The sequence below is a fragment of the Methylobacterium sp. Leaf91 genome, from assembly GCF_001422815.1.
GTDB lineage: Bacteria > Pseudomonadota > Alphaproteobacteria > Rhizobiales > Beijerinckiaceae > Methylobacterium.
The window spans coordinates 1-22,713 of record NZ_LMMP01000026.1; the positions used below are offsets into that span (position 1 = coordinate 1).

Consider the following 22,713-nt stretch of genomic DNA (forward strand, 5'->3'; position numbering starts at 1 on the left):
AAGGTGAGCCCGCGCGCCGCCATATCGGTGGCCCAGGGTGCGAGCGGCCCGACGCGCACCGGATCGGCGGGTTTCTCCGCCACTTCGCGGGTGGTGCGCGGCTGCGTCTGGACGTTGAACTCGCCCACCGGGGACGCCGTCTGCGCCTGCGCTCCCGAGGCTGACAGCCCCAGTATCGCAGCCGCAACCGACCGGATGAAGTGCTTCCTCGTCGGGGAGCGTGCCGAGCCGTGATCAATTATACGATAGATCTTCATTGTCTCATGCCCTCCGGAAGATCGACCAGACAGCCGTGATTATGGCCCGATGCCGCAGAGTGCCGCGCCGGGTCAATCCGTCTCTCTATTGGTCGTTCGGTGCTTCTCCGGATGGTTGCCCCGCCACACCCGACTTCGCAGTCCTCGCGAATTCAGACATGAACACACACCCGAGTTGGTTCCACCTGTGGCTGCAAGATTCAGGTGCACATCGCTTTAAGCCATGCGTCGCCTGGCCGGCATGACTTTAAAGCTCGCATCGCGAAGCTCGAACCGTCAACACCTTCATCTACGATCCTGAATATCGGAGCACATTTCTTGCAAATATGACACGCTATATTTGACGTTGCCTGTTTTTCGCGCAGCGGAAGCATAGCGTTTTTCCAGGCTGCGCGTTGACTGATTGGACCGTCACGTGTCAGCCTTTCTCAACAAGACCAATTAGTGCCGGAGACGCAACGCCTGTTTGCTCGCATCGCGCGGGCAGCTGCCGGCTGTCTTGCAGGAGACGAAGATGGACATCACGCGTCGTAAAATATTGAAAGGGTCGACGCTGGCTGCGGCAGCGGCTGTTGCTCCGCATCTGTGGCTTCCGACCTCTCGTGAAGCCTGGGGCGCAACGCTGAAGAAGGGCGAACCCATCAAGGTCGGCCTGTTATTCTCTCTGACCGGTCAGCTAGCAGTACCGGAAGAAGACTCGACCCTCGTGATGCAGTACGCGATCGAGGAGATCAACAAGAACGGTGGTATTGCCGGCCACGAGATCAAGCCGATTATCATCGACGCAAAGTCAGACTTCAACGTTTATTCAGAGAAGGCAAAAGAGCTGATCATGCGCGAGAAGGTGATCGCGCTGTTTGGTTGCTACACCTCGGCCAGCCGCAAGGCGATCCTGCCGATCGTCATGCAGCAGAACAGCCTGCTCTACTATCCAACCTGCTACGAAGGTGCGGAGTGTACCCAGAACACGATCTGCACGGGTCCGCTGGCGAACCAGCATTCGAAAGACCTGATACCATTCATGGTCAAGAACTTCGGCAAGAAGTGTTTCTTCGTCGGATCGAACTACGTCTGGCCAAAGGAATCTAACAAAAACGCCAAACTCTGGCTCCAGAATGCCGGCGGTGAGCTCCTCGGCGAAGAGTACATCCCCCTCGGAAGCTCGGAGTTCGGTCCGGTACTGAACAAGATCCGCGAGGCCAAGCCGAACTTTATATTCTCGACAGTCGTCGGCGCATCCGACATTGCCTTCCACAAGCAGTTCAAGCAGGAGGGCTTTAAAGTCGATGCGATGCCGATCGCCTCACTAACCACCGGCGAGATCGAGACCAAGGCTATGGGCGCCGATGTCGGCGCGGGCCACTTCCTGTCCGCGCCGTACTTCCAGACGCTCGAAAATCCGACTAACGCGAAGTTCGTTGAGAATTTCCTCAAGAGCAAATACGGGAAGAACGGCAGCACGCACTACAACATGGAAGAGACCTACCTTTCGGCCTACGTCTTCAAGTATGGTCTCGAAAAGGCCCTCAAGAAGACGGGAAACATTGAGGAGGTCACGTCGCGGATGATCCGCGACGTCAGCGGCGGCATCCGCGTCGAGGACGACGTATCGCCGGAAGGCCTAATCTGGATCGACGGCGACAACTTCAATACTTGGCTGAAGCCCAAGATCGGCCAGTGTCAGGCCGACGGTAGCTTCAAGACCGTGTACCAAGCCTCAGAGCACGTCGCGCCGGACCCGTACTCAATCTACCCGAATTCTGGGAAGTGCACGGCCGACGGACTCGTCGCGCCCGACGGCAAGGTCCGCAAGAACGTGATCTGATCGCCGATACGACACCTCCAGCCTCGGAGGAGCGACTCTGACGAGGCTGGCGTATGCGTGGTCGGCATTGTCAGTGCCGGTCGAATTCAAAATGAACTCCTGGACGCATCATGCCCCATATCGAATTCGCGTCCGTCGTGAACGCGCTGATCCTCGGTTTAAGCATCGCCAGTATTTGGCTGATCGCGGCGATCGGACTGACGATCATCTACGGAACCGTCGGCGTCATCAACATGGCCCATGGCGAGTTCATCATGCTCGGCGCTTATACGTCCTACATGCTGCAAAGCGTCTTCGGCTTACCGTTCCTACTCTGTATCCCCGCCTCCTTCATTGTCGTGGCGGCGATTGGGGTGGTGATCGAGAGGGGCCTGATCAGATACCTCTACAATCGCCCGCTCGATACTCTGCTTGCGACATGGGGCGTTTCGCTGGTGCTGATGCAGGGTGTGCGGATCCTCTTCGGTAGCGACCCGAAATACGTTGCCATTCCAGAGATTTTCCAAAGCAACGTCGAGTTCGGCTTTGTCAACCTCTCAGTGCTTCGGATCTTCATCTTCGGCGTCACGGCCGCGGTCGTCGCCGGCAATGTCTATCTCTTCTACCGGACGCGGTTCGGCATGCAGGTGCGTGCCGTGATGCAGAACAAGGAGATGGCCGCCTCCTTCGGCATCGACGCGGACCGCGTCTACATGACGACGTTCGCCATTGGGGCCGGCCTCGCGGGCATGGCCGGGTGCCTGTTCGGCGTGCTGGCTATCGTCCTCCCGACGATGGGCACGTCCTATGTCGTGCAGGCCTTCCTCGTAGTCGTCGTCGGCGGCGGCACCTTGGTCGGTAGCGTCGCGGCCTCCGGCCTGACGGGCGAGCTGCAGTCCATCTTCGCGATGGTCTCGAACGATACCTTCGCGCGCTTCCTTCTCTACGTACTCATCGTCGTCTTCCTGCGGTTTCGCCCGCGCGGCCTCTTTGCTGTCGCCAAGGCCCGCCGTTAAATTCCCAGAAAGATCAGTACAGACCGATGACCCAGAACCTATACCACAACAAGACGGCTCAGTGGATGGTCTACGCCGTCTTCTTTATGTGCCTCTTCGCTGTACCGACCATCGTCAGCGATGGTTTCCTGCTAAACCAGTTCGCGACCTACGGTGTCTATGCAATGCTGGCTCTTTCGATCAGCCTGTGCTGGGGCTTCGGCGGTATCCTGAACCTCGGTCAGGGTATCGCCTTCGGCCTGGCTGCCTACGGCATGGCCATGACCATGCAGATGCAGTCGCAGGACGCCTCGAACCCCCTGCCGCCGTTCATGGCCAATAACAGTCTCGACCATCTGCCGTTCTTCTGGGAGCCCTTCTGGAGCACGGGCTTCGGCATCGTCCTGGCGCTGTTGGTGCCAACGCTTTTCTACGTGATCTTCGGAAGTCTGATGTTCCGTGCCCGCGTCTCCGGACCGTTCATCGCGATCATGACGCTGGCTATGCTCAGCGCGCTCTATACCTTAATTCTCGATATGCAGCCCTACACCAACGGTGTAAACGGCATCTCGCCTCCTGCCGCCCTCCAGATCTTTGGCACCGAGATCGATCCCTACAGCACGAAGGCATACTGGACCGTCGTCGCTCTACTCCTCCTGACGACAGTCGCCTCAAAGTTGCTGACGCAGAGCAAGTTCGGACTCATTGTTCAGTCCCTCCGAGGCGACCCGGAGCGTGTGCGCTTCCTAGGCTACGATGTCGCCTTCTACGAGACGGTAATTTACACTGTTTCCGGGCTGATCGCGGCGATTGCTGGCTGCCTCTGGGTCATGCTGGTCCAGTACGTGTCGCCCGCCCAACTCGACGTGAACTTTAGTATCACCATGGTGATCTGGGCCGGGATCGGCGGACGGCTGTCCCTACTTGGCGCAATCCTCGGCGCGCTCATGATCCAGGGCGGGCAGAGCTACCTGGGCGACCAGTTCCTCAACACGTGGCTCCTATTACTTGGCGGCTTCTTTATCCTGGTCGTCCGTTTTCTGCCGCGCGGGTTGGCCGGCCTGCTTGAGAAGGTGCTCGGTATGATGGCCGGTCGCCAACGCCGTGACCTTGATCCCATTGCATCGCCTCGTATCGTCGGCGCTCCAGCGAAGTAAGGACAAGGCAATGGGCGTTCTAGAGATCCACAATCTGCACAAGAGCTTCGGTGGCACGCACGTTATTAACGACTTCAGCCTCGACGTGACGGAGCTGACCCTGTGCTGTCTCGTCGGCCCCAACGGCGCCGGCAAGACCACGACGATGGACCTGATCACCGGACGCCAGAAGCCCAGCTCGGGAAAGATCGTCCTTCGCAACGATGACATCACCGGACTCGGCGAACATGAAATCGCGCAGCGGGGGATCGGTAGGAAATTTCAGGTTCCGGCGGTGTTCCGTGAGTTGAGCGTGCGCCAGAACTTTGAGGTGTCGTATTCGCGGGAAGTCAATCCGTTTCGGAACATGTTCCGGCGCCAGCCGGCTGGGTTCAAGGCGCAGCTCGACGAAGTCGCTACATTGACCGGCCTGAAGGATCGGCTCGATGTCGAGGCGGGCGTCCTCTCCCACGGCGAAACGCAATGGCTCGAGATCGGCATGGTTGTGATGCAGAATCCAGCCATCCTGCTGCTCGACGAACCCGTTGCCGGGATGACAGAGTCGGAGATCGAGAAGACGATTGTCTTTCTCAATCAACTTAAGAAGAACCACACCCTCATCGTCGTCGAGCACGATATGAGCTTCGTGCGCGAGATCGCGGACGTAGTGACTGTGATGCACATGGGCAGCTTCCTTGCCCAGGGAAAGCTCAGTGAGATCGAGAGCAACCCGAAGGTGCGGGAAGTCTATCTCGGCGAACCGGAGATCTGACCGTGCTACTCTCGCTTGAAAACGTCACCTCCTATTACGGCAAGACGCCGATCTTGAAGGACGTCGGCTTCGATCTGCCGGAGGGGCAGTGTTTGTGCGTTCTTGGCCGTAACGGCGTCGGCAAGACAACGCTGTTGCGCACCATCATGGGTCTCACGGATCGGTCGAACGGAGAGATCCGGATCTCGGGCGATGCGATCGGTCGGGCTCCTACCTACAAGCGCGCCAAATACGGCCTAGGCTACATCCCGCAGGGGCGCCAGATCCTGCCGCACTTCACGGTCAAGGAGAACATCTTGCTCGGGACGTTCGCGCGCACCGACGGCAAGCAAGAAATGCCGGAACTCTGCCTGAGCCTCTTCCCCTATCTCGCCCAGAACCTGCACCGAAAGGCGGGGCTCCTCTCCGGAGGCCAGCAGCAGCAACTGGCGATCGCCCGCGCGCTCGCGACCAACCCGCGAATCCTCCTGCTCGACGAGCCGACGGAAGGCATTCAGCCGAACATCGTCGCGGAGATCGGCCAAACGCTCCGTCGCCTGAACAAGGAGTTCGGCATCACGCTGGTCCTGACTGAGCAGCACATCAAGGTGGCGCGCACACTCGGCGATGCCTTCCTGATGATGGAGAATGGCCGCATCGTCGCGCGTGGCCCGATTGGCGAGATGACCGACGACCTCATCAACCGCCACATGACGATCTAACTAGTGGTGACGTCACGCGCCTCCGGCCGGCCTTCCCGGGCCCAGACCATTGGCGGAGGCGGGCTTCTGCAGTCCGCCGCGCCGGCTCATCCAGGGCGGCAGGATGAAGCGCTCGGTGTTGTATGGCTCCGGCGCGATCATCGAGAGCGGCTTCCGGTGGTCGTGGATCTGATAGAAGATGTGCGGCATGCCGAGTGACGGGTCGTGGGTGACGACCGGATAGGGCACTGCGGCCTGCCAATCGGGATGATAGCGGATCGTGCCGTGCACGCTCCGATAGATCATGCCCTTAAGCGCCCTTGCGACTCTGCGGTTCTGCTCGAAATCACCGGGAGCTCCCGAACCGCCGGCCATGGCGGCGGCGACGGCGTAGTGGTGCATGTTACTGTAGGATTGGCATCCAATCGTCGCGCTGGCGCCCTCGCCGAAGCGAGCATTGTATCGGGCCTCGAAGCTCTTCCCGACCTCGTCACGCAGGAGGCCGATCACGGAAGAGACGATGATGCCGACGCTCGCTTCCTGGGCGATGTCGGCAAACGTCCGGTGCATCGCCCCGTACTGCAGATAGACGAGGCAGTCGATCGGGTTCTCCATGAACTGCCGCTGGAAATAAGCGAGATCGCCCGCGTAAAAGTGCGTGTTCGCGACAACGGCCGGATTGGTCGCGCGAACCTCGTCGATGACCTGCCGCCATTCGGTCGTCGGCGTTTGCACTATCTTGGGACCGAAGCAGAGGCGCCAGCCGTAATCGACCGCAGCAGCCGCCATCGATTGCGCGATGACGATGCTGTACGGCTTCGACCCGGCGATGATGGCCAGGCGGTCGGAACTCGGCGTCCATTGTCCGGTATCGCGAAGCCACGATATGAATTTGATGAAGCCGGGCCCGTACCAATAGTCGGCCGGATCGGCCATGAAGCATCCGAAGTAGCGCTTCGGATCGCTCATGATCGTGTCATGGTGCTGCAGCAGCGTGTTGGCGTGGACGTAGATGATCCCCGCATCGGCAATCGGTTCGTATTCGGAGTTTTGAGGACCGATATTGTAGCCACAGATGATCGCATGCACCTGATGCTTCTCGATCAGCATGCGTGCGGCCCCGACGACCTCCTCGGCGGTCTGCCGGCAGGTATCAGCGAAGATCGGCTGGAACTTGCGCCCGAGCAGTCCGCCTTGGGCGTTCAGCTCCTCGACCGCGAGGGTCATCCCGTTTCGGAATTCTGCGCCATCGGCGGCAGATGGCCCGGTCAGCGGGATCATACTCCCAATCGGGATCGGCGGCAGTTCGACGGACACTCGCTTGGCCCCACGTTATCGATCAGTCCGGCCGGCGGATTTGCTCAGGCTCGAACAGTAGATTGTGCATCAAGACGCGCAGACGCGGCGGGCTGGCCGGCTTGATCAGAACCGGCAGGCCGGCCTCTCGAATGCCGTTGAGAACCTTCGGCTCGGCGTCAGCCGTGACGATGAAGGCGGGCGTCTCCGTCCCGAAGGCTTTTCGCAACTCGCGCACCACCTCGAGGCCTGTCCGGCTGGTCAGGTTATAGTCGGCGATGATCAGGCGGACCTGCGCGCCGCCTCGCGCCAGCCGTAGGGCTTCGTCCTCGTTCGCGGCAGCGTGAACCTCGATGCCCCATCGCTGGAGCAACTGCGTCATGCTCCGGCGCAGAATGTCGTCATCCTCCACCAGGAGAACCGGAACGCCGACGAACTCGCCGGCGACGGCCTCGCTGATCTCGGCATCCCCGCCTTCGCTGTGCCAGATGTTGCCAAAGGGCACGGTCACCGAAAAGATCGAGCCGTGGCCCGAACGGGACCTCAGGCCCACTGGGAGTTCCAGCAAGTCGGCGAGCCGCCTGACGATGTTCAACCCGAGACCGAGCCCCGTCTTCTCGCTGCGCCGCTCGTCCGTGACGCGGTAGAATTCGTCGAAGACACGCTCACGATCAGCGTCTTTAATGCCACGCCCGGTATCGACGATCTCCACCCGTAGGAGCTTTCCCTCCTTGCGGCAGCCAATCACCACTCCGCCGACCTCTGTGAAACGGATGGCGTTGGCGACGAAGTTGCTGAGTATGCGCTCAAGCAAGGCCCGGTCCGTCGCGACCGTGTCGCGCGGCGTGACGAAACGCAGCCTCAGGCCCTTCTCCTCGGCCTGATGTCGAAACTGGATGTTGAGGCGCTCGAAGAGCTGGGAGAGTTGGAAGCTCGTGACGCGCGGCTTGATCCGCCCCGCATCGAGCTGTCCGATCTGGAGCAGCGCTCCGAGTAGGTCTTCCATAATGAGCGCCGCCACGCTCATCGCGTGAAGCATCTCTGCACGCGTCTCCTCATCGGCCTCGCGCATGCAGCTGTAGATGAGGATTTTAAGCGATGCGAGCGGCTGGCGCAGGTCGTGGTTGGCTGCCCGCAGGAAGCGCGACTTCGCCTCGTCGGTAGCTTCGGCTGTCTCCTTGGCCTCGCGAAGGGCGTGCTCGTTCCTCTTCGTCGTGGTGACGTCGGAATAGGTCGCCGCCATGCCACCGTCGCGCGTTGGACGCTGCGTCACGTTCATGACGAGGCCGGCAGCGAGGATATAGTCGGCTGATTTCTCCTGTCCGAAATCCGCAATCTCCTCCCGAACCCAACGGTTGGGATCCTCGAGTACGACCTCCCGTGAGTGGGCGAGGCGGATCATGAAGTCGTCGAATAGCTCGCCAGAAGCCGGGGCGATGCCAAGCGTGCGGCGGAGCGTTTCGTTCACGTGGACGAGGCGCCGGTCCGGCCGCCAGATCGTGATCCCGCTGGGCAGCGCGTCCAGTCCCGCCAGGACCGCGGGGTCCAGGGCAGAGGGGATGTCCGTTTCGTGATCTGCCTTTTCAGCCACGATCCCTCGCGGCCAGCGGGCCGAAATGCCGGATTGCGTAATGCACCGCTTCGGCGCGATCGCGCATGTTCAGGCCCTTCATGATGTTGCCGAGATGGACGCGGACCGTGTGGCTGCTGAGTTCGAGTTCCGATGCAATCCTCTTAACCGAGTAACCCTGACCCAGCAGAAGGAGGATATCCTTCTGACGATCGGTTAACACGCTCGGGTCGCGCTCAAGCGCAACTCTTTCGGAAGGCAGCTGTACGTAGGAAGGTGTGGCGGAAGAGGCGACGGCGCTTCCCGACCGCTCGATGATGCGCCTCGGGAAGGAAACCTCCCCCTCCAGCACCCGTTCGAGCGCGCGTTCGATCTCCTGGCCTCCGGACGATTTCGGGATGTAACCGATCACGCCGTGCCCGAGGGATCTCATGACGTGGTCCACATCCTCGTGAACCGAGATCACGACGACCGGAACGTCGGGAAACGAAGCGCGGAGGCGACGGAGGCCATCGAAATCCGAGAATCCCGGCATGACGAGATCGACGAGAAGCAAGTCCACATCGGGATGAGCTTCGAGAGTTGCTTGAGCCTCGTTGAACGTTTCTGCCTCGAATAGCTCGAGAGATTGTCGAAGGCCCCGCAAAACTTGTTTCAAGGATTCTCGCACGACCCAGTGATCGTCGGCGATGAGTATTTTCATGCGAGCAGGACCGCCCCGTGTCTTAACACTACGCCTAACGTGACAGCGGTACCTCCTGGGAACCACCAACCTAACAGCCTTAACCGCCATGACAGTTTGCTGGCAAGGGGGCGGTGGACAGCGTGAGGCGAGCATCCGTACGAGTTGACTCGCAAGATGCCGAGCATTCCGCAAAAACATCTAGTTACGAATAACTAAAGCGTCCAATTCCCTTGAGAGTGCCGCCAAGCTCGGTCACTTCGCGTGCGGGCAGGCGGCCATGAGGTCCACTCATCGCCGCGCGGTAATGGCCTGGCGACCGTCGGGGATAAGCGGTCGGACCAGGTCGAGCCAGCGCTGAGAACGCCAGTGGATGCAGCTTTGTAAAGTGCTCTACATCCTTGGAAAACAACGCAAATAGGTTCCCAGTGATTAAGCGCTTTGGCGTATAGTGGGGACCTTCGATCGGCTCGGCGACGTGCCCGCTGAAGAACAGGTCTTCGGGCAGCCGTTCCTTCGGGTTGTCGCTGGCTATCCGGGCGTCGGCGAGACTCCGCACCGACCCCGCAGATAAAGCGCGGGCCGGCTTTCCGATGAGGGAACTGGTCGGCTTCGCCGCGAGCGCTTCTTGCAACTGCACACCCATCGGCCCTTATGCACACATAGTGCGCAAAGAGCGCTAATTAAAACAGCTAGATGAAATAGCGGGATGTGTTGACGTAACGTCTAAACTGGGCGTAGTTTTTAATTCGCAGAGCTAAACAGAAGGATCGTCCCTTCTGCAATTAAGGGCTGCACTCCGTTCGGTCGTCCTATCACCGCGCCCCAGGTCCCGGGCGCCTCAGCCAAGAGGAACGCAATGGAACCGATTCCTAAAAAGGGCAGCCCGGAGCGCCAGCGTCTGATCGATGAGCACAAGGCGTGCATGGATTCGATGAAGGGCGTAGCCGGAAATTCTGTCCTGCTCTGCGAAACGCCCGGTGACACGACGGTGCTGACCGGTGGTGTGCATGCTGACCCTGTCCTCAAGCGGGTTCTGCTGCGCATGCGGGGCGAGAGCCCAAAGGGTAAGCTTATCGTCATTTGCACGAAGATCGACGGGGAATGGCGGATCGGCAGGTTGTCAGGCGTACGGGGCGTGCCGCCCGAATTTGTTGGCGACAAGATCTACACCGACGAGCAGGAGATCCAGCACGACATCTTCCTGATGCGCCTGGACGAACTTTCGGAGAACTACGGCTTCCCGGACGATTTCCATGAAGGCTGGAAACGCAAGGACGACAACTGGCCGATCACCTGATCCGCCACCCGCCGTATCCCCATCACCGAAACCGAACTTGGCCGCGCGTCAGGCCGGAGAGAGCGCTCCCCCGAGGAGAGTTCGCGCCCCATTGAGGATTGGTCCGATGAGTTACATGAGGTTGACCGGATACGCCGACAAATTCGGTGTCCACCCCGGGGATACGATCAAGTTCTACGTAAACTGCGATGGTCCGTCCGAATACAAGGTCGAGATCGTTCAGGTCATCAATGGCGACACCAATCCGCGAGGGCCGGGCTACATCGACAAGCTAATCGATGCGTCGGTGAACGGCACCTACAAGGGCCAGAAGCAGATCATCCACGGTGGCTCGTACGGTTACGTGCCGGATGCTAAGGCCTTCCACGTCGAAAGCTTCACGCTTCAATGCTGGGTCTGGCCTACGGCGCCCAAGACTCATCAGCGCTACTGGAAGCATGGCGCCCAAGGCCTCGTCACCAAATGGGCCAACGATAGCGGCTACGGCCTCTTCATCAACGAGGACGGCTGTCTCGAACTCCGCATCAACGAGCACCGGATCACCACCGGCATCCCGATTCGCGATCACGCCTGGCACTTCTGCGCGGCAACCTTCGATGCCGCGACCGGTGATGTCGTCCTCTATCACGAGCCTCAGGTCGTCTATGCGCTCGATCCCGAGAGCCCGCCGGTCGAGGCGAATCTGAATCTCTCCATCGCCCACGCTCCGATCCCGGTCGCCCTCGCGGCCTATGTGAAGACGCTGGCCCCGGACGATCCGCTCGCCCAGTCCTCAAAGCCGGCCGGAGTGGTCTTCGCCGGCAAGTATAACGGCAAGATCGACAGCCCCCGCATCTGCAATCGGGCGCTGTCGCGCGCGGAGATTGAGATGATGAAGGCCGGTGCGCAGCCGGGCCTGACGGAGCGCCGCAACAGCGGCCCGACGGGCAAGCTCTCCGAATGCATCGTCGCGGCCTGGAACTTCTCGGCCGGCATCGACACGTTGTTCTGTAAGGACGAAGGCCCTTATCGCTTCGACGCGACCCTGGTGAACTGCCCGAACCGGGCCATGACCGGCTACAACTGGTCGGGCCAGAACTTCGACTGGAAGCATGCTCCGCAGGAATACGGCGCGATCAGCTTCCACGACGACGACGTCGACGATGCCCGCTGGGTCTCGGACTTCGAATGGACGGTGCCCGAGACCGGCGTGAAAAGCCGGTTCTACGGCGCCAAGCTCACCACCTCTGACGGTGACGAGGACTTCATCCCGTTCTGGGTGGTGCCGCGCGTTGGGCAGGAGACGGCCAAGATCGCCGTCATGGTCCCGACCATCAGCTACATGGCCTATGCCAACGAGCACGTGGCCTGCAACGCCGGTGGCGCCGAACTGTTCGTTTATCGCGTGCCGATCATGCAGGAGCAGAACATGTTCCTGTCCGAGCACCGCGAATACGGCGGCTCGATCTACGACACTCACACCGACGGCACCGGGATATCGATTTCGTCGCGCCTGCGGCCGATCCTGTCGATCCGGCCGAAATACGATCACTTCCTGGCGCAGGCCCCGTGGCAATACCCGGCCGATCTTCATCTCATCTACTGGCTGGAGACGATGGGCTACGAATACGACGTCTTCACCGATGAAGACATCACCTATGATGGGCTGGCCCGGATCGAAAACTACAACGTCATCATCACCGGTTCGCATCCGGAGCATAATTCGGGTGCTCAGCTTGATGCGCTCCACAACTATACGCAGCGTGGCGGTCGCCTGATGTATATGGGCGCGGACGCTTGGTACTGGGTCCACTCCTACCATCCCGGCTACGCCGAGAAAGGCCGCGGTATCGTCACCGAGATGCGCCGCTGCGAGTCCGGCATCCGGACCTGGCGCGCGGATCCCGGCGAGTACTATCACCAAGGCACCGGCGAACTCGGCGGCATGTGGCGCTTTCGTGGGCGTTATCTGCACTCAGTGGCGGGGGTCGGCATGTCCTCGGAAGGGTTCGACGTCTCATCTTACTTCTCGCGAACGCCGGACAGCCTCGACGAGCGCGTGGCTTGGGCCTTCGAGGGCATTGGGTACGACGAGAAGCTCGGAAATTTCGGTCTCGTCGGTGGCGGTGCTGCCGGTCTCGAGCTCGACATCGTCGATACCATGCTTGGCTCGCCGCCCCATACGCTGGCGGTCGCGACCTCGGCGGGTCGCCACACCGAAGCTTACCTCCTCGTCATGGAGGATTTCGGCTTCAACCAGCAAGGCCTCGACGGAACGACGCATCCGCGCGTGCGTGGCGACATCGCCTACCACGAGACGCCGAACGGGGGCGGCTGCTTCGCCTTCTCGTCGATCGCGTTCTGCGGCTCGCTGCCCTGGAACAATTGCGACAACAACATCTCGCGGCTCGTGAAGAACGTGCTCGACCGCTTCTCGACGAACGGGCCGCTGCCCGCTCCGCCGGCCAATGCGATCAAGCACCGCGGCCGCGCGGACTATGATCCGACCCCAATTGAGCACCAGAGCCGCAAAGCCCGCGGCGAGCCGCTACCGGCCTGATCCCCACGGTCGATCTCTGGGCCCTCTCTGGGGCTCAGAGTGAGGACGGGAGGTGTGCAAGCCCAGCACGCCTCTCGTCCAACCCCTCTCGCCAGCGCTGCCCTCCGGATGCCTGCTGCAGGAATGCCGATGTCCGTCAGATCGCTCCCGGCTGCCCCGCACAACATGCCAGCGGCCGGCTTCGTTACGGACCGCCCCGATCTCGGCCATGCCGCGGAAGGTTGGGATCTCTCCGATCCCGCCTTCTTCGCAGTGGCGCTGGATCCGGCCGAGCCGCATCATCTTCCGCCGACGGCGTATCGCTCGCTCGCCTTCGCCAACCTCGAAGACGATGCCATCTGGACGCGGAATTGGGTCTGTATCGGGACGCAGGAGGAAATTCCGAAGACGAACGATCTGCTGCCCTTCACGGTCGGACATCATGGCGTTCACGTGCAGCGCCGCGCAGATGGCGGCCTGGTGGGGCGTTTCAACAAGGCTCAGCACGGCGGCTGCCGCGCGGTGCCGCTTCAGTGCCAGACGGGTACCAAGACCCGCTGCTCCTTCACTGCCTGCGGCTATAGCCGCGACGGCCTCCCGCTCTCGGCCGCACCGGATGGCGGCCCGACGCCGGCCATGCACCAGTATCTCGGCCTGCGCCCGGAACGTCTGCTTCCCGTCGCTGTGCGGACCTCCGGGTCGATGATTTTCGTCAACCTGGATGCCGGCACCACCTCGGAGCCGCTACAGAACCTCGCCTTCGAGGACGAGACCTCCGGCCCCGTCGGGACGGTGCTAACCTTTCGTCGCACGTACCCGGCCAACTGGAAGCTTGTCCTAGGGGCGCTCGCGGGCGGCGAGGTCGCCTTGCCGACGAGTGACAGCTTATGGCTGACAACGATGCTGAGGGACGGCAGGCTCGCCGAGGCCCGGATACTGTTTCCGAATCTCATCCTGTTTTCGTCGCCCGGCGAGACCTGTGGCGTCATCGTGCAGCCCACCGCCCTCGGCGAGACCCTATGCCGGGTCGCCTTGTTCGGAAACCGGGCACGGGGCGCGGGCGACTGGCTCGCCGAAATCGATGCTCGCGTCTGGCGCACCACCGAGCTTCAACGAGACCTCGACGTCCGGGAGGCAAATCCGGCCCGCCGACACCCTCTCCCCAACGCGGCCGAGCGCTGGCTCCACAGGCGTCTGGCCGCTGCCGTCAAGGCACGGCCCCGCATCGAGGCGACTGAACCCCTCTACGCGACGGCAATAGGCAGAAGGCGCTGAGCCCATGAGCATGTCACCCGAACGGACATTACCAGCATCCTGCGCCGAAGGAGACCTCGGAAAGGCCATCGACGCGTTTCGCGCCGGCTCCTACACCGAGTCCCTCTCGCGATTGCGGCCCCTCGCTGAGGCTGGCGTTGCCGAGGCGCAGGCATGGCTTGGGGCGCACTACGCCAACGGCTTCGGCGTGGACTCGTCCCTCTCCGAAGCGTTCGGCTGGTACCGGCGTGCCGCCGAAGGAGGCAACGTGGCCGCCGCGACTAATGTCGGCGCGATGCTCGCCATGGGCCAGGGGGTTGCGCAGGATCGCGGCGAGGGCGCGCGCTGGCTCGAACGTGCTGCTTCCGGCGGCGACGTGATGGCGCAGTACAATCTCGCGACGATGCTGGCAAAGGGCGATGGCCTGCCGGCGGACCCCGTACGCGCTGCCTTGCTCTATCGGTCTGCCGCCGAGGCCGGTCACTATCCGGCTCAGGCGCGCCTCGGGCACCTCTACGCGAATGGCATTGGCGTTGGAAAGGACCGGGTGGAGGCCTTCGCTTGGCTTTCTCTGGCTGCCCAGCATGGCGTCGGCACGGCGCTCAACGCCCTTGAGGCCATCATCAAGGAGATGTCTGCCGACGAGAAGCGCACAGGCATGACGCGCATGCAGGGCCGTCGCATCGGTCCGGTCGATGCCCGCATCAATCCGATCCCAGGTTGAGCCGATGATTTACAGCGTTCAGCAGATCAAGTTCGAGTTCGCCACCTACGTCAAAGAGTTCGGCGCCGATTTTGCCGGATGGTCGGTGGGCGTTGCGGATGATGCCCGTCAAGCCCTGTTCCGCGAGAACGGCGTGGACGAGGCCGGTGACGTCTGGCTCTGGAAACAAGCGCTCACCCCCACGGCCGCCGCCATGGTCCGGTCCTGGCTGGTCGATCGTCATGGGGTCTCGAATGTCTCCGCCGAGGCCTCTGGTGCTGAGGTCTTCATATTCAAGCGGCACTGTGCGGAAAATTGATAAGCCCTCGGCTAATCGCCGTCTTTGGGCGAAGCAGTATGGGCCACGGCACGTCGTTCTCGGACAACCTCGTTGAGGTCGCCCGGGCGAGTTAGCGGAACGAAGGCCAACGCAGGCGTCCTTCCGGGGGACCTGTGTCTACGGCCTTGCTCCGTTCGATGGAGGCTCACGAGGCGAGCCTTTATGCGGCATACCCCCGGACGGGCATCCGCGACAGGCGGCGTCCGAAGCGATAGCAAAGGAATGACTCCGACATGAGCAACATCGCGACGGTTGCGAAGGCCTTCTTCGATGCCTGCGAGACAGGTGGTGGCTGGGAGGCATGCGAGCGCTATTGCACTCCTGACGCGACCTTCTCGGCCCAAGCCGACGCCTTGGCCGGCGTCACCTCGCTACGGGACTATACGGATTGGATGAAGGGGCTTCTGACCTTCATCCCCGACGGTCGGTACGAGGTGAAATCCTTCGCCACGGACGAGGTGCGCCGGAACGTAGCGGCATACGGTATCTTCCGCGGAACCCATACCGGGGAAGGCGGTCCGTGCCCACCGACGGGCAAGAGCACGTCGACCGACTACGTCTACGTGATGCAGTTCGAGGGCAACAGGATCGTTGGGATGACGAAGATCTGGAACGACGCCCAGGCGGTAAGGGCGCTTGGTTGGGCATAGCTCTCAAAGTGGCGCGCCTCGTCCTCCAACAAGCAGTATGACGAGGCCGCCATCCGTTAGCATTCAAGCCTCATCAGCGAGAGGCAGCTTTCCTTGTGGCTAGTTCCGTAAGCGGAAGGGCCAAAAACCACCCAACCCGGTCGTAGAGCAGGCCGGCGGATTTCAACCCATGACGGCCGAAGGACGGGAACTTCACAGCTGATAAGTCCTATCGGAGTGCCATAATATGATGGAAAAGTGGTTCAGGTCGCCGATGGGTAGTTTCCATTGATGTCAAGATCTCGCGAGGGAGCGTCTTGACACCCGACGGGTAAACTGCGCATTTTCCTTAGGTCGAAGTTTTTGCGTCCGCAGCGGACCAGCTTGGACCTACCTGCAATCGTGATCCTCCCCGAACGGCGCGCCTGACCGGCTCGCTGCGCGATTGCACGTCCACTCGCCCCGCGGCACCCGCCCCGGGGCGTTTCTATCTCTAGGCCTGAGCGGCCCCTCTCTCAAACCTCCGCGCCGACTTTGACCCTGCAGCCTTCCGGCACGCGGGCTCGTCGTCGTGCGTGCTTTTCCAAGGACATCCCCATCATGACGACGAATACGCCTGCCTTCCCCACGGCCGGGTTGACCATCCTCGACCAAGCTCCGACCTCCCTTAGCGCCAGCCCGCGCAATGCTCGCACCCATTCGAAGAAGCAGATCGCCAAGATCGCCGACAGCATCAGGGCGTTCGGCTTCACCGTGCCGCTCGTCGTCGACGAGACCGGGCTCGTGCTCGCCGGGCACGGACGCTTGTTGGCAGCAAAGCAGCTCGGCCTGCCCACCGTCCCGACCGTCCTGCTCGATCACCTGAGCGACACGCAGAAGCGCGCCTATGCGATCGCCGACAACAAGATCGCGACCCTGGCCGGGTGGGATCGAGCCACGCTCGCCCTCGAACTCGGTGAACTCGCCATCCATCTGCCCGAGATCGGGCTGGATCTGTCCGTCACCGGCTTCGAGATCGCCGAGCTCGATCTGCTGACGGGAGATCTCGAAGAGGAGCGCCTCGCCTCGCGCGAGGACGAGCAGCATGAGCCGGAAGCACCGGTCTCGCAGCTCGGTGACCTCTGGCAACTCGGCCCGCACCGGATCCTGTGCGGCAGCGCGTGCAGTAGCAATGACGTCGAGCGTCTGATGGGTGGACGAGAGGCCGACATGGTCTTCACCGATCCGCCCTACAACGTGCCCGTCAACGGTCACGTCATGGGCCGCGGCCGGGTCCAGCACCGTGAGTTCGTCATGGGCTCTGGCGAGATGACGGAGGACGCCTTCACCGCCTTCCTGAGCGAGAGCCTCGGCCATGCCGTCTCGGTCTCGTGTGACGGGGCTCTGCACTACGTCTGCATGGATTGGCGTCACCTACCGGAGCTGCATGCCGCGACCCGACCGCTCTACGGCGAGCAGAAGAACCTCATCGTGTGGAGCAAGACCAATCCGGGGCAGGGCTCGCTCTACCGCTCGCAGCACGAGCTNTGCCGCGACCCGACCGCTCTACGGCGAGCAGAAGAACCTCATCGTGTGGAGCAAGACCAATCCGGGGCAGGGCTCGCTCTACCGCTCGCAGCACGAGCTGATCGCGCTCTACAAGGTCGGCACGGCGAGCCACACCAACAACGTCGAGCTTGGCCGGCACGGGCGCAACCGTTCGAACGTGTGGACCTATTCCGGGGCCAACACCTTCAAGGGCGCGGGCGATCTCGCGCTGCATCCCACGGTCAAGCCGGTGGCCCTGGTCGTCGATGCGATCAAGGACGTGACGCGCCGCGGTGCGATCGTCCTCGATCCGTTCTCCGGCAGCGGTACGACCCTGCTGGCTGCGGAGAAGACGGGGACCCGGTCTATGTCGATGTCGCTATCCGGCGCTGGCAGGCCTTCACGGGCCGCGACGCCATTCTCGACGGCACGGACGAGACCTGGGACGAGGTCCGATCGGCCCGTACGGCCCCTGCCCTGCTCGAGGAGGCTGCGTGATGGCTGACGCGACGAACACTGCAATGATCAAACCGAAGCGACGCGCCGGGTACGAGGTCGGGTACGGCAAGCCGCCGGCCGACCATCGCTTCCGGAAAGGTCAGTCCGGCAATCCTCGCGGCCGGCCCCGGGGTCACTCGGCCCCGCTTGGTCGGCGCGATCTTCTGGACGCGTTCACCCAGGCGGCACGTGAGCCGATTGCTGTCACCAAGGATGGCCGCACGATCCGGACCACTCAGATCGAGGCGCTNGGCGCGATCTTCTGGACGCGTTCACCCAGGCGGCACGTGAGCCGATTGCTGTCACCAAGGATGGCCGCACGATCCGGACCACTCAGATCGAGGCGCTTGCCCAGCAGCTCACCCGGAAGGCACTGCAGGGCGACATGAAAGCCGCCAAGCTCCTTTTCGATACCATCAAGGCCCTGGCACCGGCGACCGAGTTCGATGGGATGTCGCCCGAGGAACGGCTGGCGGCCCTGGACGACCGACCAAAGTACTCGCCTAGCATCGAGGTCAGGTTCGTCGATGCTGGCGATATGCGCTCAAGGCTCGGAGAGACCTTTGCCCCCTCCCCTGATGCCTCATAATCCCACGCAGCCGGAGAGCCTCATGGCTCTCCGGCCCTTTTTGCATTGGCCCGGAAGCGATCTCTGGTCCCACCGATAGGCTTGCCTGTTTCGACGACACGCGTTCCCTGTTTGGCTGAGACCAATTCCCTGTTCCGCCGCACAGGGAATTGCCCCTTAAGTCATTGCCTTGGCTGCTGTATTGCCGGGCCAAACAGAGCCTGGGAGCTGCACCGCGCCGTGTTCCCTGTTGTTTTCCCTGTTAGCAGGGAAACGGCGCGAGAGACCGGTTCCGACAGGGTGGGCGCCCCACCACTCACTCTCCGCAAACGACGGACGTTCGGGTTTGGCGGGAGACGTGCGGCGTCTCAAGGGTATAGCGAAAAGCTGCCGCTTTGAGGCCTCTTCTCCGGGGCGGTCCTGCGGGCATGATTCTCGGCGATTTCGGCCGGTTTCTCGCCTGCCGCCGGTGCAGCTTCCGCAGCATTTTAGGTGGCCTAGCTGGAGACCGGTTCGCAGGCTAGCAGAGCCGTGGTTCGGTAGTGGCTGTGCACTGGCTTGTGAGCGATTACCGCCACTTCGGACTGGACTTGCGCTGCGAATGGAGCGGAACTGTCAGCGTCCTTGAGGCCGCCGACGCGGTGCGCCCTGGAACCCCTGCCGATCCCTCGCGATCCGCGGGGTTGCGCTGGTGGCAGCAGACCCGCTGCCGACCCATCGCAAGGCCACCCTCATGATCGACGAGAACTACCACGCGCTGCTGAAGGCAGCCGCCGAGTCTCACGACCAGCNTGGCAGCAGACCCGCTGCCGACCCATCGCAAGGCCACCCTCATGATCGACGAGAACTACCACGCGCTGCTGAAGGCAGCCGCCGAGTCTCACGACCAGCTGATCGCCCGTCCCGCCGGACTGAACGCTCGAGCCGCCAAGGCGCTGTTGGCTAAACTCTGCCAAACCGCGTTGGTGGTCGAGGTCGTCGTGACCGCGGATGAGCCGCACTGGCACAGCGACGAGCGCGGTCCGATCGGGCTGCGCCTCACGCCAACTGGTCGAGAAAGCCTCGGCCTCGATGCCGGACCGGACAGGGCTGAGTCTTCACCGAGATCCGGCACGAAGCAGGCGCTGATCGTCGCGATGCTGCAGCGTGAGGAAGGGGCCACACTCGCCGACCTGATGGCCGCCACCGGCTGGCTCGCCCATTCGACGCGCGCCGCCCTGACTGGCCTGCGCAAGCGAGGGATGATCCTCACGAAGGGATGCGATNCCGACCTGATGGCCGCCACCGGCTGGCTCGCCCATTCGACGCGCGCCGCCCTGACTGGCCTGCGCAAGCGAGGGATGATCCTCACGAAGGGATGCGATGCGGAGGGTCGGACCGCCTATCGCCTGACCGACGATGCCACGACGGAGGCCCGGTGATGGCCGGCGTGATCAGCCCCGAGCTCAAGGCCGAGATCGAGAGGCTTGCCTCCCTCGATCTGGGTGATCTTCGCATCCGCTGGCGCCAGCATCTGCGAACGGCCCCTCCCCCGCATCTGTCCCGAACCCTGATCGTGCGGCTTCTCGCCTACCGCATCCAGGCCAAGGCCCTGGGCGACCTCGATCGCGACAGCGCCCGGCTGCTCGATCGGATTGCGAAGGAGCGCCTGCGCCGGCGCGCCGCCGCCGAACGCGCGGCCAAGCCGAAGGCGCCGCCCCTCGTCCCGCCGATCCCGACGCCTGGGCTTCGGCCCGGCACGCTGCTGGTGCGGGAGTTCGGGGGCGAGGTTCACACCGTCACTGTGGTGGCGGGTGGGTTTGCCTGGAGGGAGACGGCCTATGCCAGCCTGTCGGAGGTCGCTCGTGCGATCACCGGCACCCGCTGGAACGGACCCCGCTTCTTCGGGCTGCGGGACAAGGTAGTCACCAGGGCGCCAAGCAGCGGCGATGAGCCGTTCATGGCTGTGGCCGCGGGAGGGATCGCGTGATGGCATCGCCCTCCAAGTCGCTGCATGCCAAGGCCCTGCCGTCGAAGACCCAGGCCCCCAAGGCTCTGCGCTGCGCGATCTACACCCGCAAATCCACCGAGCACGGGCTCGATCAGGCCTTCACCTCCCTCGACAACCAGCGCGAGGCCGCCGAGGCCTACATCAAGAGCCAGGCGCATGAGGGCTGGCGCCTGCTGCCCGACGCCTACGACGATGGCGGCGTCTCAGGCGGCAGCCTCGAGCGTCCGGCCTTGCAGCGGCTGCTTGCCGAGGTCGAGGCGGGACGCGTCGATGTGGTGGTGGTCTACAAGGTCGACCGGCTCACCCGTGCGCTCTCGGACTTTGCCAAGCTCGTCGAGCTGTTCGACGCGCACGGCGTCTCCTTCGTCTCGGTGACGCAGGCCTTCAACACCACCAACAGCATGGGGCGGCTGACGCTCAACGTCCTGCTGTCGTTCGCCCAGTTCGAGCGCGAGGTCACGGCCGAGCGCATCCGAGACAAGATCGCGGCTTCGAAGCGCAAGGGCATGCGCATGGGCGGCCCCGTGCCACTGGGCTACCGCGTCCATGACAAGAAGCTGGTTCCCTGCCCCGATGAGGCGGCCCAGGTACGAACGATCTTCGAGCGCTACCTCGTGCTCGGTTGCCTCAACGGGCTGGCGGTCGATCTTCAGGGCCAGGGCATCCTAACCAAGCGATCCCCGCGCCGGGATGGCACGATCCGGGGCGGCATCGCCTTCACCAAGGGTCCGCTGGCCTATCTCCTGCGCAACCGGGTCTATATCGGCGAGGTGATCCACAAGGACCGGCACTATCCCGGAGAGCACGAGGGCATCGTCCCGCGCGAGCTGTTCGATGCGGTCCAGGCGGCGCTGAGCGAGAAGGCGCAGGCGCAAGGTTCCGTCCGGGGCAACACCGGCTCGTGGCTGATGGGTCTGCTCTACGATGATCGCGGCAACCGGATGACGCCGAGCTCGGCCAGGAAGGGGGCTCTCCACNACCAAGGGTCCGCTGGCCTATCTGCTGCGCAACCGGGTCTATATCGGCGAGGTGATCCACAAGGACCGGCACTATCCCGGAGAGCACGAGGGCATCGTCCCGCGCGAGCTGTTCGATGCGGTCCAGGCGGCGCTGAGCGAGAAGGCGCAGGCGCAAGGTTCCGTCCGGGGCAACACCGGCTCGTGGCTGATGGGTCTGCTCTACGATGATCGCGGCAACCGGATGACGCCGAGCTCGGCCAGGAAGGGTGCTCTCCGCTACCGCTACTACGTCTCGCGCGCCCTCGAGACGGGCCAGCGCAGCGAGGCCGGCTCGGTCTCCCGGGTGTCGGCGCCCGAGATCGAGCAGGCGGTGCGGGAGGCGCTTACACCACCCTCCCCTGACCACCCTTCCCCATCCGACGAGATGCCCCTGCTGGCCCAGGTCAGCCGCATCGTCGTTCACCCGAGCTCTCTCACGATCAGCTTCGTCCCGCCGGATGGGGCAGAGCACGACCACAGGGTAAGCGAAGCAGGGGCAATCGAGCCTCCCTCCCTCCGTGTACCGTGGTCAGCCCGGCCGAGCCGTCGTCGGTGCGAGGTCATCCGCGCTGAAGGCGATGAAGGGCCAGCGCCGCGCCGGCCGATGCGGGTCGAGACCCGAGCCCGCCTCGTCGACGGGATCGCCAAGGCGCGCTTTTGGCTCGATGACCTTGTCAGCGGCCGCGTGGCGGACACCCATGCCATCGCTATAGCGGAAGGCTGCAGCGAGCGCTCGGTGCGCATGACCCTCAACCTTGCCTTCCTGGCTCCATCCGTCATCCAGGCGGCGATCGCTGGCATCTTGCCGGAAGGGTCCGGCATCTCCGCGCTCATGAATGCGCCAATCGCCTGGAGCGAATATCCTGACGCTTGCGGCGGCAATGCAACTTGAAGTAGCGCGTGCTGCGATTGACGGGCAGCGCACGGTCATACCGGCAGTCGGACTCTCGTTGTCATCTTGCAGCGGCAGCAATGCGCCAGGAGCGGACCCCAGCGCACCGCCCGAAACCGGACATCCTCGTACAGGTAGGGTACCTTCCGGTGTCGACCCTTTTCAGACCCTTGGAAGGTCCGCTTCGCGGCAGCCACGCGCCCGGTTAGGGCCTGTCGTCGCTTGAACGGATTGGCGCGTTTTGCGTTTTCGTCTCTCTGATTGCGGGAGGGACGATGCTGAGCGATGCGCAATGGTCTGAACT

21 protein-coding genes and 1 pseudogene are annotated in these 22,713 nt (G+C 62.8%); 17 read left to right on the top strand and 5 right to left on the bottom strand.

What is annotated here, in order from left to right; genetic code table 11:
- A pseudogene (locus ASF32_RS16525) lies at positions 1–257 on the bottom strand (porin); the annotation flags it as partial.
- 514 nt (positions 258–771) lie between these two features.
- Between ASF32_RS16525 and ASF32_RS16530 the strand changes: the two are divergent.
- The 5 genes from ASF32_RS16530 (at position 772) to urtE (ending at position 5,665) form a co-directional block, all read left to right on the top strand.
- Complete coding sequence (locus ASF32_RS16530; RefSeq protein ID WP_056430723.1) at positions 772–2,082, top strand: transporter substrate-binding domain-containing protein; 1,311 nt, start codon at positions 772–774, stop codon at positions 2,080–2,082.
- Between the two features lie 110 nt (positions 2,083–2,192).
- On the top strand, positions 2,193–3,077 hold the full coding sequence (gene urtB, locus ASF32_RS16535; RefSeq protein WP_056430686.1) for an urea ABC transporter permease subunit UrtB: 885 nt from the start codon (positions 2,193–2,195) through the stop codon (positions 3,075–3,077).
- 26 nt (positions 3,078–3,103) lie between these two features.
- Complete coding sequence (gene urtC / locus ASF32_RS16540; RefSeq protein ID WP_056430688.1) at positions 3,104–4,213, top strand: urea ABC transporter permease subunit UrtC; 1,110 nt, start codon at positions 3,104–3,106, stop codon at positions 4,211–4,213.
- A gap of 10 nt (positions 4,214–4,223) precedes the next feature.
- A complete protein-coding gene (gene urtD / locus ASF32_RS16545; RefSeq protein ID WP_036266031.1) occupies positions 4,224–4,964 on the top strand; it encodes an urea ABC transporter ATP-binding protein UrtD in 741 nt (246 codons plus the stop codon).
- Between the two features lie 2 nt (positions 4,965–4,966).
- A complete protein-coding gene (urtE, locus tag ASF32_RS16550; RefSeq protein WP_056430691.1) occupies positions 4,967–5,665 on the top strand; it encodes an urea ABC transporter ATP-binding subunit UrtE in 699 nt (232 codons plus the stop codon).
- Between the two features lie 12 nt (positions 5,666–5,677).
- Here urtE and ASF32_RS16555 read toward each other — a convergent pair whose 3' ends face one another.
- From ASF32_RS16555 to ASF32_RS25475, 4 genes are all read right to left on the bottom strand, one after another.
- Positions 5,678–6,961: an ABC transporter substrate-binding protein gene (locus ASF32_RS16555; protein WP_227437666.1), complete on the bottom strand. Its 1,284-nt coding sequence runs from the start codon at positions 6,959–6,961 to the stop codon at positions 5,678–5,680.
- Between the two features lie 22 nt (positions 6,962–6,983).
- On the bottom strand, positions 6,984–8,531 hold the full coding sequence (locus ASF32_RS16560) for an ATP-binding protein (protein WP_056430696.1): 1,548 nt from the start codon (positions 8,529–8,531) through the stop codon (positions 6,984–6,986).
- Positions 8,524–9,213, bottom strand: a complete 690-nt coding sequence (locus tag ASF32_RS16565) for a response regulator transcription factor (RefSeq protein WP_056430699.1) — start codon at positions 9,211–9,213, stop codon at positions 8,524–8,526. The genes ASF32_RS16560 and ASF32_RS16565 overlap by 8 nt, the downstream gene beginning before the upstream one ends.
- 184 nt (positions 9,214–9,397) lie before the next feature.
- Complete coding sequence (locus ASF32_RS25475) at positions 9,398–9,838, bottom strand: hypothetical protein (RefSeq protein ID WP_156467854.1); 441 nt, start codon at positions 9,836–9,838, stop codon at positions 9,398–9,400.
- A gap of 213 nt (positions 9,839–10,051) precedes the next feature.
- Here ASF32_RS25475 and ASF32_RS16570 point away from each other — a divergent pair, with 213 nt between their 5' ends.
- The 12 genes from ASF32_RS16570 to ASF32_RS16620 form a co-directional block, all read left to right on the top strand.
- Positions 10,052–10,492: a hypothetical protein gene (locus ASF32_RS16570; RefSeq protein ID WP_056430702.1), complete on the top strand. Its 441-nt coding sequence runs from the start codon at positions 10,052–10,054 to the stop codon at positions 10,490–10,492.
- A 115-nt stretch (positions 10,493–10,607) separates the two neighbouring features.
- Positions 10,608–13,031: a N,N-dimethylformamidase beta subunit family domain-containing protein gene (locus ASF32_RS16575; protein ID WP_056430726.1), complete on the top strand. Its 2,424-nt coding sequence runs from the start codon at positions 10,608–10,610 to the stop codon at positions 13,029–13,031.
- A 129-nt stretch (positions 13,032–13,160) separates the two neighbouring features.
- Positions 13,161–14,285: a hypothetical protein gene (locus ASF32_RS16580; protein WP_244483669.1), complete on the top strand. Its 1,125-nt coding sequence runs from the start codon at positions 13,161–13,163 to the stop codon at positions 14,283–14,285.
- 4 nt (positions 14,286–14,289) lie between these two features.
- Positions 14,290–14,988 carry a tetratricopeptide repeat protein gene (locus tag ASF32_RS16585; RefSeq protein WP_056430705.1) on the top strand — a complete coding sequence of 233 codons (699 nt, stop codon included), beginning with the start codon at positions 14,290–14,292 and terminating at the stop codon, positions 14,986–14,988.
- A gap of 4 nt (positions 14,989–14,992) precedes the next feature.
- Positions 14,993–15,286, top strand: a complete 294-nt coding sequence (locus ASF32_RS16590) for a hypothetical protein (RefSeq protein WP_027171719.1) — start codon at positions 14,993–14,995, stop codon at positions 15,284–15,286.
- A gap of 254 nt (positions 15,287–15,540) precedes the next feature.
- Positions 15,541–15,957 (top strand): ester cyclase, encoded by a 417-nt coding sequence (locus ASF32_RS16595; RefSeq protein WP_056430708.1) that lies wholly within the window; start codon positions 15,541–15,543, stop codon positions 15,955–15,957.
- A 579-nt stretch (positions 15,958–16,536) separates the two neighbouring features.
- Positions 16,537–17,462, top strand: a 926-nt coding sequence (locus ASF32_RS26610; protein ID WP_244483670.1) for a ParB/Srx family N-terminal domain-containing protein, incomplete at its 3' end; no start/stop codon positions are given.
- A gap of 44 nt (positions 17,463–17,506) precedes the next feature.
- Positions 17,507–17,968 carry a DNA methyltransferase gene (locus tag ASF32_RS26615; protein ID WP_244483671.1) on the top strand — a complete coding sequence of 154 codons (462 nt, stop codon included), beginning with the start codon at positions 17,507–17,509 and terminating at the stop codon, positions 17,966–17,968.
- A 16-nt stretch (positions 17,969–17,984) separates the two neighbouring features.
- Positions 17,985–18,211: DUF5681 domain-containing protein (locus ASF32_RS26620; RefSeq protein ID WP_244483672.1), on the top strand; the 227-nt coding region annotated here is incomplete at its 3' end.
- 1,151 nt (positions 18,212–19,362) lie between these two features.
- Positions 19,363–19,794, top strand: a 432-nt coding sequence (locus tag ASF32_RS16610; protein WP_210166861.1) for a DUF3489 domain-containing protein, incomplete at its 3' end; no start/stop codon positions are given.
- A gap of 155 nt (positions 19,795–19,949) precedes the next feature.
- The gene (locus ASF32_RS16615; RefSeq protein WP_056430715.1) at positions 19,950–20,498 is read left to right on the top strand and encodes a DUF2924 domain-containing protein; all 549 of its coding nucleotides are present in this window, start codon (positions 19,950–19,952) and stop codon (positions 20,496–20,498) included.
- The coding region (locus ASF32_RS16620; RefSeq protein WP_162239914.1) for a recombinase family protein at positions 20,498–21,496 on the top strand (999 nt) is incomplete at its 3' end. The genes ASF32_RS16615 and ASF32_RS16620, both read left to right, overlap by 1 nt.
- Positions 21,497–22,713: the final 1,217 nt, after the last annotated feature.